Raw genomic sequence first — 17,755 nt, forward strand, 5'->3', positions numbered from 1 at the left:
TCGCTACCGCAGGATTTTAAGTCCTGTGCGTCTGCCTGTTCCGCCACTTCAGCGTATTTTTTCCGTCGCCTCTCAGCGACAAAATTAATTATATATTATGTTTTATATAGTGTCAACATCTTTTTTGGATTTTTTATTTGATATTACTTAATTTTATTTGTAAATTCTTTTTCTTATAAATTATAAAGGACTATTTACTAATTGAAAATAGTCCTTTATATAGATTTATATATTAAATTTATATGATGTACTTTATTATCTTTTATTAGTTTTTTCTTGAACCTTTAGATTTAAAATCTTGCTTCTTCTTAACATCTTGCATTCTTTCTTCACTGTCTTTTAAGAACCTTGACATTATATCTTCGAAATTGCCTGTATTAGGACTAGCCTTTTTGCTTTCTGAGGTCCAATCTATTTCTACAGGTTTAATTGATTTTTTTTGTACATTTGCTTGCTTTATTGACAAGCTAATCTTCCCATTATCATCAATAGATATTACTTTTACTTTTACCTTATCTTGTTCCTTAAGATGTTCTCTAATATCCTTAACAAATGAATCTGCCACTTCTGAAATGTGAACCAGTCCTGTCTTTCCTTCTATTTCAACGAAAGCTCCAAAACTAGTTATATTAACCACTGTACCTTCTAATATGTTTCCTGCCATCAAGGTCATGTTACAAAGATTCCTCCTTAAAAATTAAATAATATATGTTATTATAATAATAACCTCTTTTAAATAGTTCTAAAACATATTTTTTTTAATTTTGCTGCTGAGAATCTACAACTTTTTCTCCATCTTTAATCATACCTAGTCTTTCTCTTGCAAGTTTCTCAAGATATTCATTAGACTCGTTAGCTTTTTTAAGATCTGATTCTAATTCAATATTTTTATTCTTAAGCTCTTGTAATTCTTCCTGACTATTTATAATATCTGATTGGATTCTTCTAATTGTAATTTCTTGTTTTATATAATTAGCACCAAAAATAACAAAAATAATAACTATAATTAATCTTTTAAGAGTTAGTTGCTTTTTAATTGCTCTCACCCTCTTTAAAATATATTATACAATATATTTTAAACACTATAAATATTTTATTCAAGTTATTTTTTTATGTTCATAGTTTTCCTATAATTTTTTACCAGAAATACTATAGTATATTATCTTTATTGGATATACTGCATTTTTAAAAGTTATCCTAATAATTTTAGCAACCTTATTAATTATAAATTTCTCTATTCTAAAGACTGTAGGGCTTATAAATTTCAAATAAAGGATTAAAGTTAAAACCATAAATATATATACATAAGGACCTAGGAAAGCATAATTGGTATATAGTAAAAAGGTAAACACTATAACAGCGGTAAGAATCCAAAATAATATATCTTCGATTATTACTATTATTTTAGGAATTCTAAATCCCCTTATTATATTATATAAATCAAATAATACGCCTACTAATATTCCAGCAAGTATGGAATATACTAATATGTCAATTTGAACTTCTAAAGATAACGGCATATCATTTACCTACTTAAATAATTTGGAAATTATACTTTCTTTTTCTTTTTTTATTTCCTTACTACTATATACTATTGAAGCTACATTCCCAACTATTATTACATCACCATTTTGTACATCTAATTTGTTCATTTTTAATTCTGATCCCTTAATAGTTAAAAAACCTAACTTTGTATTCAATAAAATCTTCTCATCATCAAAACTTATAACTTCTTCTACCCCTGTAAGTGTTAACTTTTTTCTATTTTCTAAAACTATATTACTTCTAGGTTCTTCTAGTTTATTTTCACTTTTCTTTTCCATTTTATCTCCTCCACATATTCTTTATAAAAATATATGAAAGAGATATAATATTTATTCTTTATCTTCTTCGCCTTCTAATATCTCATACATTTCTTTTGCATTTTCTTTTCTTACATGTTCAGCTATGTTTACTATTCTTGCCTTTAGAGATCTATTTGCAAATTGTATTTCTATAATATCTCCCTCTTTAACTACAGTTGAAGGTTTAGCTATTTTACCATTAATAGAAACTCTATCGCCTTCACATACTTCTTTAGCTACAGTTCTTCTTTTAATAATTCTAGAAACTTTTAAATATTTATCTAATCTCATATTCGCTCTCCTTAAACCTTAATATTTATCAAAAGAACCCCAGTAAACTGGGGTTCTATTTATACTATTTATTAACTTTTTCTTTAAATTCTTTTCCTGCTTTGAACACTGGAACAGTTGAAGCTGGAATGCTTATTGTTTCCTTAGTTCTAGGATTTCTACCTTCTCTTGCTGCTCTTTCTCTAGTTTCAAAAGTACCAAATCCAACTAATTGAACTTTTTCTCCGTTTTCTAATGCTTCTTCAACGCTTTCTATAAAAGCTTTTAACGCTAATTCAGCATCCTTCTTAGTTAATTTGCTTTTTTCTGACATGCTAGTGATTAATTCTGCTTTATTCACAATTACATCCTCCTTAAATAACCCGTGTATATTTTAGTAGTTAACCATTTCTGTTAATATGTACTATAACTACATTCTCTTATTATATATCGTCTTTTTGCGCTAGTCTATAACATTATGATTTTTTTGTTATAAAAGCTATTTTTTACAATAAGTTAATTATAGCATAGTATAAATCACTATAATACTATTCTTCAAAAAATTTATAAATCCTTCTTTATTTTATTAAATTCTTTATTTTTTTTGCTTCATCCCAAAGTTTATCCATTTCTTCTAAAGTCATTTCATTTAAATTTTTATTATTTTTCAATGCTTCTTCTTCAATAAAAGAGAATCTATTTATAAACTTTTGTATAGTTAAATTTAATGCTTCTTCTTCATCTATATCTAATAGCCTTGCTACATTAACAGATGCAAATAATAAGTCCCCTACTTCACCTTTTATTTTCTCCTTATTATTGGATTTATATACATCTAATACCTCTTTTAATTCTTCTTCTACTTTTAATGAAGCATCTTCTACTTTATCCCAATCGAAACCTACCTTAGCAGCCTTCTTTTGAACCTTATGGGCTCTAACCAAAGCTGGAAGTGCCTTTGCTATAGCTTTCATTTCATCAGTAATAGTGTTATGACTTTTTTCTTTTTTCTTAAGTTCTTCCCAATTATCTACAACCTCATTGCTATTTGAAACTTCTACACTTCCAAAAACATGAGGGTGTCTATAAATCATTTTATTACATATGGATCCTATTACATCATAAATATTAAAGTATCCATCATCTTTACCTATAGATGCATGGAAAACTACATGTAATAAAACATCTCCAAGTTCTTCTATCATTCCATCTATATCATCGTTATTTATGCTATCTACTAATTCATAAGCTTCTTCTAATAGTTGATTCTTTATACTTTCATGAGTTTGTTCCATATCCCAAGGGCATCCATTCTCTCCTCTTAAAGTATCAATTATTTCAACTAAATCATTAAAATCCTTCTTGTTATCCATGTCCTTTGGTATATAAATAGAAGTTAAATAGTCTATATCTTCTTGCATATCAAGTTCATAAATAGGTATTGTTCTAATAGACTCTTCTCCCTCTATGCCTGCAGCTCTAACAAAGTATATCTCTGTATCATCGTTGTAATAGTCTAGTAGTCTTAACTTTACTTCTGATGCTATTAAAGGATTATATACTTGGGTAATTATAGTTCCAATTCTCTTGTCTAAAACTTGATTACCTATATCAAAAGCATCAATAACTTTTAGTCCTTCAATTGGATCTATTTTTAATACATCCATCATTGCATCAATAAAGCTTACAGCTGGTACTATTTCATATTTAATATTTTCCTTATCGCATAAGCTAATAAGATTGAATACTGATTTTTCAGCTACTAGTGGGTGTCCAGGAACAGCGTAAACTATTTCTCCAAATTCCTTGTGATTTTTTACTATGTCACTAGCTATATTTTCATAAACTTCATCAAAATTATCTGAAGTCTCATAATAATGATCATATGTTTTAAATCCTTCTACTTTTGATTTTAAGTAGTCTACAGTAGGATGTTTTTCAGTTCTAAAAAATATATTTTCTCCTTCTTCTAAGGCCCTAACTGCACCAATGGTTAAGGCATCTGGTGCTCCTGGTCCTAAACCTATTATTTTTATCATTAGGTTTCTCTCCTTACTAATTAATTTTTTACAAATTTATTTTTTATTTCATCTATACTAAATATTCTAAGTATTACTATTAATATTACATATATAATAATACCCAAAAATATAGATAATAAGCAAGAAGAAGTATTGCTATTAGTTTTAATAAATATTAAATTATATGAAAATATTACGCCAATAATCATAATAGAAGCTGCAATTATAGGTTTTATAAAAGATTTATATACATTTAGTCTTAGCCTCAATCTTTTTCTTAAAGAAATAAGATTTAATATAGTTGCCACTAAATAAGCAGAAATGCTAGCTATAACAGCTCCATATATATTAATTTCAGGTCTAGGAACTAAAATAAATGTTAATATTACTTTAACTATACATCCTATAAACAAGTTAATAATAGGCCTAATGTAATGACCTATTCCCTGCATAATTGATGTAGTTGTTTGAGTTAATATTATAAATGGTACGGATAATGATAAATACTTTAGAATTAATATTCCATCATATCTTCCTGGAAATATAACCTTCATTATAGGTCCTGCAAGGAAAAAAAGCCCTAAGGTGCAAGGCATAGCTATAAGCATGGACATCTTCATAGCTAATTGTACCTTTGACTCTAGTTCATCTCTTCTATTCATTACATACTTCTCTGCTATTATAGGAATAAGTGCAGTTCCAAGAGCCATAGATAAAGTTAATGGAATATTAGTTATTACATTAGCTTTGCCTGTAAGTTGTGCATAAAGAATAGTTGCCTTTTCAGACACTAGACCTGCTTGTAATAATTTTTGTGGAACTAGTATAGAATCAATTAAACTCATTATAGTTCCTACAGTTGCTCCTACTGAAATAGGTAACGCTATTTTTAATATGGCTGTAAGCACTTCTGGGTTACTTCTAACCTTCCTATTCCACATTTCTTTTTTAATCTTTTTATACTTTTCATGCAGATAACTTGCTCCTATAACTCCTCCTGCTGCTGCTCCAAAGGCTGCTCCACCAGCTGCATACTCTATACCCTTAGGTAAAAGTAGGATAGCAAGTCCAACACCAATTATCACTCTTCCTATTTGTTCTAATATTTGCGAAACACCTGATGGGGTCATATTTTGAAGCCCTTGAAAAAAGCCTCTATATATAGTCATAATAGAAATTACAAAAGGTGCAAAAGATATCCCTACTAAAGAATAATAAGATTTCATATCCCACTGAACAAAATTAATAATAGGTTTAGCAAAAACAAATAACAAAAGACTTGTACCAATTCCAAAAACCATCATTAACATTGTAGATTCCTTTAATGTTACAAATATGCCTTCTATATCTCCCTTTGCTTTCTTCTCTGAAATCATCTTTGAAATAGCCACAGGAACTCCTGAAGCCATAGCAACGAAAAACATATACAGAGGATATGACATTTGATAATATCCTACACCTTCATCCCCTATAAGCATAATTAGTGGCCATCTAAAGAATAATCCTAAAAACCTTGCTACTATCCCTGCCATTCCAAGTATTAAACTGGCTTTTATTAGTGATTGTTTCTTCATAAAATACCTCCAAACTTTTATTGCTTTAATAATTTTTATTTTAAGTTTAGAGGTATTATTACTTTTATTGATAACTTTATATTTTATTAATTAGTTCTGTTTATTGTTCCATTTGTTTACCTAGGAAAGCTGAAGCGGTTTCAGATAGCTTTAATTCTAATTCACCTAGCTTTTCGCCTGGTTCCCTTGATAAGATAATAACTGCTCCTATTGCATCACCTTCTGCTATTATAGGAGATATTACTTGGCTAGTATATTTTCCTGCTTCTTCATCACTATGTAATGGAATTGTTTTGCTTTGCTCTGTTATCAAAACAGCTTTTCTTTCTTCCATTATTTTTTCTAGCTCTTGACTAACCTTTCTTTCAACATACTCCTTCTTAGAGCCCCCGCTGACTGATATAAATGCATCCTTATCTGCTATTAAAATAATATGTCCAATTGCTTGTTGTAAGCTTTCAGCATATTCTTTCGAAAAATCAGTTAATTCCCCAATAGGTGAATATTTTTTTAAAATAACTCCACCTTCTCTATCAGTGAAAATCTCTAATGGATCTCCTTCTCTAATCCTTAAGGTTCTTCTTATTTCCTTTGGTATTACAACTCTTCCTAAGTCATCAATACGTCTAACTATCCCTGTTGCTTTCATTATTACGAGCTACCTCCTTAATTAATAATTAGTTGCAATATTATTATTTGACTTCTTAGAAATTTTATACCCATATAACCAATTTTTATTTAATCCAAAAAAATATTAGGTAACTTAAAAGAAAAAAGGAATTAGCTATATACTAGCTAATTCCTTAATTTTTCTATAATCTATTTTCGTATGTTTTAACATTATAGTCTTTCTTCCATTGTTCAATAGAAGAAGTATATATTTCATTTTTCTTTTCATTTTCTAATGTAGTCTTTATAGAATCCTTTGATTCATCAAAAGTTTTTTGTTTAATATCCGTAACCTTTATTATGTGGTATCCATAATTACTCTTTACAAGCTCTGAAATTTCACCTTCATTCAATTTCTTAAAGGCTTCTGTAAATTCTGCAACATATTCAGTAGTATCATATGTTACTGTTCCTAAGCTTCCACCCTTTTCAGCAGTTCCTGTATCTTCTGAATTTTCCTTTGCTAAAGTAGCAAAATCTTCTCCATTTGCTGCTTTTTCTCTTATTTCTTTAGCTTTTGCTTCATCTTTTATTAATATATGAGAAACTGTTGCACTCTTAAAGCTATCCATGTGTTCATCATAATATGTTTTAATTTCTTCATCTGACACAGATACATCTTTAAAGATTTCTTCAGTAACTTTAGTACTTATTAAACTATCTTCCATATTTTTATTTAATTTTTCTCTATATTCATCTAAAGTCATTCCTGCATTTGTTAAAGCAGTATTAAAAGCTTCTTCTCCTCCAAAATTTTCCTTTTGATTTTCAATATACTTATCAGTTTCAGCTGCTACTTCTTCTTCTGTTGGAAGTACTCCTAGCTCTTCAGCTTTCTTATACATAATTTTTTGTTCTACTAGCAAGTTTATTGCTTGAATTCTTAATTCTTTTACTTGATCTGCTATTGCTGCATTTGTATCGTAATCTTCACCATATTGTTGTAAATAAGGATCTGCTAACTCATTAACTTCCCCTCTTGTAACCTTAAGATTTCCCACCTTTGCTAACACAGTGTTGTTGATTGACTCTGGTGTCCTTTGTATCATTTCGCATCCAACTGCTGAAAAAGCAAATATACTTAAGGCTCCTGCAGCTATTATTTTTTTAATTTTTACCAATGATGTTCCCTCATTTCTATTTAATTTTTTAAGCCATTTAATTATATACAAATAGTATATCAATATTGTGTCAGTTATTCAATTTCTTAATTAACTTTAAATATTTTTGGTTAAATTGTCCAATATCTCTTTGAATAAAATTAAAACTTCTTCCTTTTTAATTTCAGAAATTCTAACACCAAAATACGGTTTTTCTCCAAACATTAAGAATAATTTATCCTTATAATTTTGTAGTAGATACTTATATATCTTATTAATGTTAGTAGTACTATCTGCAAAAATAAATTTAATTTCCTTTGGTGTTTCTTTAATTTCCTCAATTGAAAGCATTTTTGCTCTACTCTTAATATATGCTATATCCATTAAATTATAAACAGGATCTGGAATTTCTGAATATCTATCTTCAAGCTCTGATTTAATATCCATATAGTCATCTAAGCTCTCTATAGCTGCAATTTTCTTATAAATTTCTATCTTTTGAATTTCATCTTCTATATAAGTTCCTGGAATATATGCATCTACTTTTATATCTACTGTAGTTTCAATAGGTTCTTTTTCTATTTCACCCTTAATTATCTTAATGGTATCTTCTAGCATTCTACAGTATAAGTCATAACCTATAGCTGCCATATGCCCATGTTGTGCTGAACCCATCATATTACCAGCACCTCTGATTTCTAAGTCTCTCATGGCTATTTTGAAACCAGAACCAAGTTCTGTAAAATCTTTAAGAGCTTTTAATCTCTTTTCTGCAACTTCAGTTAAAATCTTATCTTTAGTATACATAAAGTATGCATATGCTATTCTATTAGATCTACCAACTCTACCTCTTAATTGATAAAGCTGAGATAATCCCATCTTATCTGAATCATGAATTATCATAGTATTAACATTTGGAATATCTATTCCTGTTTCTATTATAGTTGTACACACTAAAACATCATAATCCCTATTCATAAAGCTTACCATTTCAGTTTCTAGCTGTCTTTCTGTCATCTGCCCATGAATAATTCCAATTTTACATTCAGGAATTAAATCGGATAAATATTTAGCCATATTTTCTATGCTGTCTACTCTATTATAAACATAATAAACTTGGCCTCCTCTATTTACCTCCCTTAATACAGCATCTCTAACCAGCTGGTCATTTTGCTCTACTACATAAGTTTGGATAGGGTATCTTTCCTCTGGAGGAGTTTCTATTACAGAAATATCTCTAGCTCCTGTTAATGACATGTGAAGAGTTCTTGGTATTGGCGTAGCACTCAATGTTAATACATCAACATTTTTCTTTAAATTTTTAATTTTATCCTTTTGTGCAACCCCAAATCTTTGCTCTTCATCAATTATTAATAAGCCTAAATCTTTAAAAACTATATCTTTAGATACTAATCTATGAGTACCTATTAATATATCTACATTCCCTTCCTTAGCAGATTGAAGTGTTGCCTTTTGCTCTTTAGCACTTCTAAATCTACTTATCATATCTATTTTCACAGGGAAATCTGAAAATCTCTTAATCATATTCTTATAGTGCTGTTCTGCTAATATAGTAGTTGGTACTAGGAAAGCAACTTGTTTACCATCCATAACAGCTTTAAAGGCAGCTCTAACAGCAACTTCTGTTTTACCATAACCAACATCACCACAAAGAAGTCTATCCATTGGCTTATCTGATTCCATATCCTTCTTAATTTCTTCAAGAGATGTTAATTGGTCTGGTGTTTCCTCAAATGGGAATTCATCTTCAAATTGTCTTTGCCATTCTGTATCTTTATTATATTTATGTCCCTTTAATGTTGCTCTAGTTGCATATAGCTTAACTAAGTCTTGTGCAATTTCATTTATGGATTTTCTAACCTTAGCTTTAGCCTTAGTCCATTCAGCACTACCTAATTTATTTACCTTAGGAGTTTTTCCTTCTGAACCTATATATTTTTGAACTAAATCTAATTGGTCAACAGGAACATAAAGCTTATCTCCTTTATCATAAACTATATCTAGATAATCTCTTTTATGGCCACCTACTTCAATTTGCTTTATACCCTTGTAAACACCTACACCATGATTTGCGTGAACAACATAGTCTCCTAATTTAAGTTCAGCAAAGCTTTTTATTTTACCTATACCTTTTTTATTAGTTTTTCTCTTTGATATTTTTCTTTTAGCTTCCCCAAATACATCCTTATCGGAAATAACGCATAACTTTAATTCAGGATACTCAAAGCCCTTTAAAAGATTTCCGAAGGTAATAACTACTTCACCTAATTCTATAGAGCTTACATCATCTCTATATACACTTTCAATTTCTCTATCTCTTAGTGTATTAACTAATCTTTCCCCTCTTGGCCTTGTACCTGATAATATTATTGTTCTATATCCCTTAGATTTTTTATCCTTTATATCTTCTATTAATAAATCTAACTGACCTTGGTAGCTATTTAAGGTTATAGAATTTAATGAATACTTTTTATTAGGTCTTAATAACTTACTATTATTATCAAATACATCTAACGTAATTGCCTTTTGTAGTTCTAACTTTTCTATTAACTCTTCTTGATTTAGTAATAAATTAACTTGTGAAGGTAATATCCCTCCTCTTTGAAGAAATGCTTCATAATTTTCTTTAAATTCAAAGTAAGAACTTTCTAGCTTTCCTTCACACTTTTTCAAGTCATCAATTACATATATATAATTTTTTACATAGTCAAAAAAGCTATCTGTCCTTTCATAAAAGTAAGGCAAATAACTATCTACTGTTTCAAAAGTTAAAGTTTCACTTAAAGATTCCACATTAGCCTTAACTATGGCTTCAAGTTTCACTATTCTTTCATCATCAGATTTTCCCTTAGATTTAATTTCTTCAAGTTCTTTTAAAATATTTTCTTTCCCTCTATTTAAAGCTTCTTCATCTAAGATAACTTCTTTTGCTGGGAATACTTCCATAGAGTCAACCTTTTCAATACTTCTTTGAGATTCTGTATTAAAAGTTCTTATTGAATCTATAGTGTCACCAAAAAGCTCTATTCTATATGGGTAAGTTGATATAGGTGGAAATACATCTAATATACCTCCTCTTAAAGAGAATTCTCCCTTTCCTTCAACAGCTTCAACTCTTTCATAACCACATTCTAAAAGTTTCTTAGATAAATCTTTAAAATCTACTTCATCATCTACACTTAAAGTTATATTATATTTATTAAACAACTCTTTAGGTGTATAAACTGATGTTAAGGAGTCAATTGATGTAACTATTATTTTCTTATTATTATTTAAGATTTCTTTAATTACCTTTAATCTTGCCCACCTTAAATCTCCTGAAATAGCATCAATATTATAAAAAACTACTTCCTTTGCTGGAAAGTAATAAATATCATTAGTATAAAAGCTTAAATCTTCATATAAATTTTTTGCTTCCATATCATTATTAGTTAAAATAATCATAGGTGAATCAGCTTCTTCGTAGATACCAAATATACTGTAACTTTTACCTGAGTCAGATAATCCATTTATATTTATAGGAAATTTATCTGCCTTTATACTTGCTACTATTTCATTAAAAGTTGAGTTTTCACTTAAAGGTTGTAATACCCCCTTTAATCTCATTAAAATACACCATCCTTATTATTCATTTTTTGACAGCTTAAATCCATTTAATTCGTTCATAGCTGTTTTGGCTCCGTTTTTTATTATTATTTCTACTGCTTTAATTGATGCTTCAATAACCTCTTTTAAATCTTGTTCTTCTTCTTTGTTAAACCTTCCCAAAACATGAGAAACTAAATCACCTTTAGGTTGTCCTACGCCAATTTTAATTCTTGGAAAAACATCTGTGTTCATATTAGCTATTATACTCTTTATACCATTATGCCCACCAGCGCTTCCTTTTTCTCTTATTCTTAATTTTCCAATTTCTAAGCTTATATCATCATATATAACTATAATATTATTATTATCAATTTTATAAAAATCAATTACTTCTCTAATACTTTCTCCACTTAAGTTCATATATGTAGTAGGCTTTAGTAAAATAACCTTTTTACCTTCTATAAAACCCTCTCCAAATACACCTTTAAATTTTGATTTATTTAAATCTATACTATATTTTCTCCCTAGAGAATCTATAGCTTCAAAACCTATATTATGTCTAGTGCCATCATACTCTTTACCTGGATTTCCTAGACCTACAATTAAAAACATAGTAATTTGTCCTCCTAATGAATCTTTACATATTTTATATTATACTAGTTTTTTACAATAATAAAAGGCTTTTAAAAAATAGCAACACTCTCTAAGGTTGCTATTTATTAATATAATTCAACACTATATCAACTTCTATAATATCTCCAGATCTCATTACCTTACAGGTTACAGTATCTCCATTTTCTTTATTTTTAACCATGTTTAATACCTCTGTAATATCATTGAATTTTTGGCCATCAATTTCAATTATTATATCGGTTGGTCTTAGTCCTGCTTTATATGAATTTCTGCTTTCATTTACTCTAGTAATATATAATCCGCCACGTCCTTCTATGTTATTAACTTCAATAAACTCCCCTTCAATTACTCCTAATATATCTTTTATCTCATTTGTATAACTAATAATTTTCTCTGTTGAACTTAAGTCTATAACGTAATAAAGCCCTTGAATATTCATAACATCACTTATTTTTTTACTTGCAATTCCTATAAGTTCACCCTTTAAGTTACTTATTATTCCTCCAGTATTAAATTCATTTATTGGAGTATTAACTTCAAATAAATTATAACTTTTTTCATTTACTTCTATTTGCCTATTAGAAGATGTAATAATACCCGGAACTAAATTATCTATGTATTCATCAGAAGTTGAATTACTAATTAATAGAATTTTTTCTCCTTCTATTATTTCATTCCTAGCTGCAAATTTCACTGATGTTAAAGCTTTATCACTATTGACCTTTAGTACAGCAATATCAATATCTTCATTATGGAAAATTATATCTGCTTTTATGGGTTCTGAATTAACAAAGGATAGCTTAACATATATTTCTTTTAAATCTTTTATTAATGAATAATTAGTTATTATTTTCCCACTATCTTCTATTATTATTCCTGTCATATTTCCTTCTATATATTCATTTTCCTTTAAGGCTTCCTTACTTCTTCCAACAGTTACTAAAGAGTTCTTTACATTTTCTACAGCATTATAGTAATTTTCATTGCTATTGTAGCCCTCTAAACTTTTATAATTACTATCTAATAAATCCTTATATTTATAATTAAAAAATATAATAAATGATATTATACTTATAGAAACTGTAATAAAAACATACATTATAGTTTTTAATAATTCTAAAATCCTATGTCTAAATTTTCTTTTCATAAATTTTATTGAAGGAGTATTATTTTCTTGAAAATCATCATTGTTTTTGTTATCTTCTCTACTCATAGTACTCAACATCCCCTCAAAAGCTTTTTATTTATTAGCTCTCTTTAATGTAAATGTAAATTTCACACCTTTACCTAGAACATTATCAATCCAAATATCCTGTTTATGTTCAGTTAAAATTAATCTTACTATAGGTAATCCTAAACCTGTACTTATTTTATTTGTTCTAGACTTATCTCTTTTATAAAATCTTTCCCAAACTTTATTCATATCCTCTTTAGGAATAGTTTCTCCTGTGTTAAATATACTTATAAAAACTTTATCTGATTTAGCATAAGTTTCTATTTGTATTTTACCACCTTCATCCCCATATTTAATAGCATTCTCAATTAAGTTTATTATAACTTGAATTATTCTATCTCTATCTGCAAAACAATATTGGTGATTATCACTAAATATAACTTCTACACTTATATTTTTTTCTTCAATTCTGCCTTGTAAATTCAATATACATAAGGTTACTATTTCATTAATATCTACCTTGTCTATATCTAATTTTAATTTACCTGCTTCCATAGATGATATATCTAACAGGTCTGTTACTAGCCTTGATAGCCTGCTAACCTCATCATTAACTATATTTAAGTAATAATTTTCTCTATCCTTAGATACAACTCCATCTATAATTGCTGTAATAAATCCCTTTATAGATGTTATAGGTGATCTTAATTCATGAGATACATTTGAAATAAACTCTCTTCTTGCTGAATCAACTTTTTCTAAAGATTCTGCCATCATATTAAAGGAATCAGCCAACTCTCCAATTTCATCATCTGATTCTATGTATACTCTTTTTTCAACCTCTCCCTTTGCAAGCTTTCTTGCTGCATCATTAATTTCAGCTAAAGGGTTTATTAGTATTTTTTCTGCAAAATAATAAGCTACTATATCAGCTAATATCACTGCAATTATTACAGATATCCAAATTATATTGTATAAATTAGGAAAACTCTTTTCTATACCATTTTCTAATAAAATAATTATTCCATTAAAGCTCCCATTCCCAAAAAGGGGTATATAATGAGCTTTTGTCTTCTTATTAAATTTATTTATAAAGTCATTTTCAATTGATTTATCATCTTTTAATGCTGCTAAATCTGAATCTTTTATATCTAATTTAGTATATTTTAAATAAGATAGTTCTTCATCTGAAACCTCATAAACATAGCCTTGGCTATCTATTATTATTGAATCCATATTTACAGATAATTTAACTATCTTCATGGTATTAGTTAAATCCTTATAGCCTGCTTCATCATTGTTATTTATGAATTTTGTTGTAGATTCCTCAATTATTTCAATATATTTACCTATAAGTTCTCTTTTTTGATTAGAATATTCTTTATTTATAATTATTGATAAAGATATTCCAACTAATATTAAAACAATTGTAGTAATAGATGAAAATGTAATTAAAAGTTTATATATTACACTTTTCCTTTTCATCTATTTCACCTCAAATTTATATCCTACACCCCAAACAGTTTCAATTTGCCAATTAGCTCCACCGTTTATCTTTTCTCTAAGCCTTTTAATATGAACATCTACTGTTCTGGAGTCTCCAGGATAATCATAACCCCAAACCTCACATAATAATTGCTCTCTTGTAAAAACCTTATTTTTATTTACTGCTAAATAATTTAAAAGTTCAAATTCCTTAGGAGGCATCTTTATTTCTTCTCCCTTGTATATAACATTATAAGAAGAGGCATCTATCATTAAATCTGGATAATTAATAGTATCTTCATCCTTTTCATCATAATTATATCTTCTCATAACAGCTTTTATCCTAGCCATTAATTCTTTAGGTTCAAAAGGCTTAACTATATAATCATCAGCTCCAAGCTCTAATGCTAATACTTTATCAAAAGTATCACCCTTCGCTGTTAACATAATTACTGGAATTTCACTATTTTTTCTTATCCATTTTAAAACTTCAATTCCATCCATTTTAGGGAGCATAATATCAAGTAGTATTATATCTGGCTTAAAATCTACGAATAAGTTCACTGCTTCTTTACCATTGTGACATATTCTAGTTTCATAGCCTCCATTTAATAGATACATATTAATAACTTCGCATATATTTTCATCGTCATCTACAATTAATACCTTACCTAATTTATTATTCATAAATATAACACCATCCTTAAAACTGTATAATAAATCAATTTTCTTAATGCTTTTTGTCTCAAATTAAATACCACAATTAAATATAAATAGTAAGCCTCTAAAAAGTTTATGCTTCTTAGAGGCTTTTTATCCAATTATGTATTAAGCTTCAAATAGTTTGCTTATTGGTTCATCATCATATATTCTCTTTATTGCTTCTGCAAATAAAGGAGCTACTGATAATGCTTTAAATTTAATTAAATCTTGTTTATCTTCTGGTAGCTTTATAGTATTTAGCATAACTAATTCTTCTATAGCTGAATTAGTTATTCTTTCAAAAGCTGGTCCTGATAAAACTCCATGAGTACAACATGCATAAACATTTTTAGCGCCTAAATCCTTTAAAGCATTTGCTGCATTTGCAATAGTTCCTGCTGTATCTATCATATCATCTATAAGAATACATCTTTTACCTTTTATGTCTCCTATAATATTCATTATTTCTGATACGTTTGCCTTAGGTCTTCTCTTATCAATGATTGCTATTGGTGCGTGTAATCTATCTGCAAATTTTCTAGCTCTTGTAACACTTCCTAAATCAGGTGAAACAACAACTACGTCGTCATCTTCGTCAAATCCTTTATCAACAAAATAATTTGCTAATATTGGTGATCCTAATAAATGGTCAACTGGTATATTGAAGTATCCTTGGATTTGAGCTGCATGTAAATCCATAGTTAATACTCTGTCTGCGCCTGCTGCTGTTAATAAATCTGCAACTAATTTTGCTGTAATTGGATCTCTAGACTTAGCTTTTCTATCTTGTCTAGCATATCCATAGTAAGGCATAACAACTGTAATTCTTCCAGCTGATGCTCTCTTAAATGCATCTATCATTATTAACAGTTCCATTAAATTATTATTTACTGGTGAGCTTGTTGATTGAACTACAAATACATCTGCTCCCCTTACTGTTTCTCCTATATCGACTGATATTTCACCATCGCTAAATGTTGAAACCTTTGCTTTTCCAAGTGGCAATCCTAAAATGTCAGCAATTTCCTTCGCTAATTCTGGATGTGAGTTTCCAGTAAATATTTTTATATTCTTTCCATGGGTTATCATTGTGTGAAGACCTCCTTATATTTTAGCACTTTTGTTTATCTAAATAACTATTTGTTAGTAAGACCTTTTTTAGCTACCCAACCCTCTATATTCCTTTGTTTAGCTCTTGCAACTGCAAGTTCTCCTTCTTTAACATCATTTACTATAGTTGAACCTGCTGCGATATATGTGTTATCTTCTACTGTAACTGGTGATACTAAGTTTGTATTGCAACCTATAAAGCTATTATTTCCTATTACTGTTGTATTTTTCTTCTTACCATCATAGTTTACAACTACTGTTCCACATCCAAAATTACAATGTTCCCCAACTTTTGCATCTCCTATATATGTTAAATGAGATACCTTTGTATTATTTCCTATAGTTGATTTTTTAATTTCAACAAAATCTCCTATTCTAGCATCATTTCCTATTACAGATTCTGGTCTTATATATGCAAATGGGCCAACAGTAGTTCTTTCCCCAATTTTACTATCTATTATTACAGAAGACTGTATTTCTACTTCATTATGGATAATACTATTTGAAATTCTTGAATTAGGATATATCATAACTCCTTCTCCAATTTTAGTATTGCCCTCAATTACGTTTCCAGGATATATTATAGTATCTCTTCCTATTTCTACATCATCCCCTATATATGTAGAATTCGGGTCTATTAACGTAACTCCATTTTCCATGTGCATTTTGTTAATTCTTCTTCTTAATATTTCTTCTGCCTCTGCTAATTGAGCTCTAGAATTAACACCTATAGTTTCTTCATAATCTATTGATACTGCACCTACTTTTTCATTTTCACTTTTTAATATTCCTATAACATCTGTTAAATAGTATTCACCTTGACTATTATCATTAGATAACTTTTCAAGAGAACTTAATAATTTTTCAATATCAAAGCAATAAATTGCCGCATTCATTTCATTTATTTTTAACTCTTCTTCAGTACAATCCTTATGCTCAACAATCTTTAATACTTTATTGCCTTCTCTAACTATTCTTCCATATCCTGTTGGATCTTCAACTATAGAAGATAATAATGTTGCAGAATTATTATTTTCCATATGAGTATTAAATAAAGTTTCAATAGTTTCAGGCTTGATTAAAGGAGCATCGCCAGCAAAAATACCTACGATTCCTTTTTTATCTTTTAAGAAATCAATAGCACATTTTACAGCGTGCCCAGTTCCTAGTTGCTCTTCTTGTAGTGAATAACTAATATTTCTTGAAGCAGTTTTTTCTTTTACTAGTTCTGCTCCTTTTCCTATAATTACATTTATATCATCTATTTTAGCTTTTCTCATTGTATCTATAACATGATTAACCATTTCTTTACCACAGACTTTGTGTAAAACCTTTGGTAAATTTGATTTTATCCTTGTTCCCTGCCCTGCTGCTAAAATCAATGCACATTTATACATAAAGCTCACCTCACTATATAATGTTAAGGACAAATTTATAAATTTTATCAAAAACGTTCGTAAACATCTCATTATATTATATTGTATCGATGTTAGTATTTCAACCTTAATTATACCATATATATACTTATAATTCTTTACAAAAAAATAAAAGGGATATCCCTTTT

The 17,755-nt window shown here is 28.5% G+C and carries 17 protein-coding genes; all 17 read right to left on the reverse strand.

Annotated elements, in window-relative coordinates; translation table 11 throughout:
* Positions 1-265 precede the first annotated feature (265 nt).
* A complete protein-coding gene (locus HUJ77_RS00975; protein WP_291706699.1) occupies positions 266-673 on the reverse strand; it encodes a S1 domain-containing RNA-binding protein in 408 nt (135 codons plus the stop codon).
* Between the two features lie 85 nt (positions 674-758).
* Complete coding sequence (locus HUJ77_RS00980) at positions 759-1,046, reverse strand: septum formation initiator family protein (RefSeq protein ID WP_366032523.1); 288 nt, start codon at positions 1,044-1,046, stop codon at positions 759-761.
* 81 nt (positions 1,047-1,127) lie between these two features.
* Positions 1,128-1,520: a spore cortex biosynthesis protein YabQ gene (gene yabQ / locus HUJ77_RS00985; protein WP_291706700.1), complete on the reverse strand. Its 393-nt coding sequence runs from the start codon at positions 1,518-1,520 to the stop codon at positions 1,128-1,130.
* A gap of 9 nt (positions 1,521-1,529) precedes the next feature.
* On the reverse strand, positions 1,530-1,823 hold the full coding sequence (yabP, locus tag HUJ77_RS00990; RefSeq protein WP_291706701.1) for a sporulation protein YabP: 294 nt from the start codon (positions 1,821-1,823) through the stop codon (positions 1,530-1,532).
* Between the two features lie 51 nt (positions 1,824-1,874).
* Entirely contained in the window at positions 1,875-2,135 is a 261-nt protein-coding gene (locus HUJ77_RS00995) for an RNA-binding S4 domain-containing protein (RefSeq protein WP_291706702.1), read from the reverse strand.
* A gap of 64 nt (positions 2,136-2,199) precedes the next feature.
* The gene (locus tag HUJ77_RS01000) at positions 2,200-2,475 is read right to left on the reverse strand and encodes an HU family DNA-binding protein (RefSeq protein WP_291706703.1); all 276 of its coding nucleotides are present in this window, start codon (positions 2,473-2,475) and stop codon (positions 2,200-2,202) included.
* A 217-nt stretch (positions 2,476-2,692) separates the two neighbouring features.
* A complete protein-coding gene (gene mazG / locus HUJ77_RS01005) occupies positions 2,693-4,153 on the reverse strand; it encodes a nucleoside triphosphate pyrophosphohydrolase (protein WP_291706704.1) in 1,461 nt (486 codons plus the stop codon).
* Between the two features lie 20 nt (positions 4,154-4,173).
* Entirely contained in the window at positions 4,174-5,709 is a 1,536-nt protein-coding gene (locus HUJ77_RS01010; RefSeq protein ID WP_291706705.1) for a polysaccharide biosynthesis protein, read from the reverse strand.
* Positions 5,710-5,809: 100 nt separating this feature from the next.
* On the reverse strand, positions 5,810-6,358 hold the full coding sequence (gene spoVT / locus HUJ77_RS01015) for a stage V sporulation protein T (RefSeq protein ID WP_291706706.1): 549 nt from the start codon (positions 6,356-6,358) through the stop codon (positions 5,810-5,812).
* 163 nt (positions 6,359-6,521) lie between these two features.
* Positions 6,522-7,499: a peptidylprolyl isomerase gene (locus HUJ77_RS01020; RefSeq protein ID WP_291706707.1), complete on the reverse strand. Its 978-nt coding sequence runs from the start codon at positions 7,497-7,499 to the stop codon at positions 6,522-6,524.
* 96 nt (positions 7,500-7,595) lie between these two features.
* The gene (gene mfd / locus HUJ77_RS01025; protein WP_291706708.1) at positions 7,596-11,105 is read right to left on the reverse strand and encodes a transcription-repair coupling factor; all 3,510 of its coding nucleotides are present in this window, start codon (positions 11,103-11,105) and stop codon (positions 7,596-7,598) included.
* A gap of 18 nt (positions 11,106-11,123) precedes the next feature.
* Positions 11,124-11,699, reverse strand: a complete 576-nt coding sequence (gene pth, locus HUJ77_RS01030) for an aminoacyl-tRNA hydrolase (RefSeq protein ID WP_291706709.1) — start codon at positions 11,697-11,699, stop codon at positions 11,124-11,126.
* A gap of 100 nt (positions 11,700-11,799) precedes the next feature.
* Positions 11,800-12,933, reverse strand: coding sequence for a S1C family serine protease (locus tag HUJ77_RS01035; protein ID WP_291706710.1), 1,134 nt, complete (start codon positions 12,931-12,933; stop codon positions 11,800-11,802).
* 27 nt (positions 12,934-12,960) lie between these two features.
* Entirely contained in the window at positions 12,961-14,379 is a 1,419-nt protein-coding gene (locus HUJ77_RS01040; RefSeq protein WP_291706711.1) for a HAMP domain-containing sensor histidine kinase, read from the reverse strand.
* A complete protein-coding gene (locus tag HUJ77_RS01045) occupies positions 14,380-15,066 on the reverse strand; it encodes a response regulator transcription factor (RefSeq protein WP_291706712.1) in 687 nt (228 codons plus the stop codon). It lies immediately after the preceding gene.
* A gap of 141 nt (positions 15,067-15,207) precedes the next feature.
* Positions 15,208-16,170 (reverse strand): ribose-phosphate diphosphokinase, encoded by a 963-nt coding sequence (locus tag HUJ77_RS01050; protein ID WP_291706713.1) that lies wholly within the window; start codon positions 16,168-16,170, stop codon positions 15,208-15,210.
* A gap of 47 nt (positions 16,171-16,217) precedes the next feature.
* The gene (gene glmU / locus HUJ77_RS01055) at positions 16,218-17,588 is read right to left on the reverse strand and encodes a bifunctional UDP-N-acetylglucosamine diphosphorylase/glucosamine-1-phosphate N-acetyltransferase GlmU (RefSeq protein WP_291706714.1); all 1,371 of its coding nucleotides are present in this window, start codon (positions 17,586-17,588) and stop codon (positions 16,218-16,220) included.
* Positions 17,589-17,755: the final 167 nt, after the last annotated feature.

This window comes from Clostridium sp. (genome assembly GCF_021443865.1).
Classification (GTDB): Bacteria; Bacillota; Clostridia; order Clostridiales; family Clostridiaceae; genus Clostridium.